1 protein-coding gene is annotated in these 477 nt (G+C 37.1%); it reads left to right on the forward strand.

The features are described 5' to 3' along the window. A partial coding sequence (locus AC2JF9_RS08725; protein WP_500726979.1) for a zinc-binding dehydrogenase occupies window positions 1-219 on the forward strand: 219 nt, incomplete at its 5' end. Between the last annotated feature and the right edge of the window lie 258 nt (window positions 220-477).

The following is a 477-nucleotide window of genomic DNA, read 5'->3' on the forward strand; positions in this document are numbered from 1 at the left end:
TCTCTACATGTTACCTTTATGTTGTTGAAGATTTTGAACAAGGACCTGCGTAAACATCATGGAGAAATTTTGAAGAAGGTCGCTCAGGTGGTTGAGGAAGGGAAGCTGCGTCCGCTTGTCGATTCAAATATTTTTACGTTTGATGAAGTCTCACAAGCTCATGCGTACATGGAGTCAGGGAAGGCGATAGGAAAAATTGTTTTGAAAAATATTTGGTAATCGTATTTGACATATTTGTAATGCCGCGTTTACACCTTTTAATGTTTATTTAAATAAAGCAGATGGTCACGAGAATCTATATAAGATCCTCGCTGTACCGTCTGCTTTTATTCGTAATTGCCGTAAAAACGAATGGCTGACGTTCCAGCTAAGTTAGAGATAATCATCGTTTTAGCGGAATAAATATGATACCAGGGACGCCGGAAATCGAATAAAATTCTGAATATTATTTACTCTTCCTCTCTATTGGTATATAAT

The organism is Lactobacillus sp. C449L, from assembly GCF_059900815.1.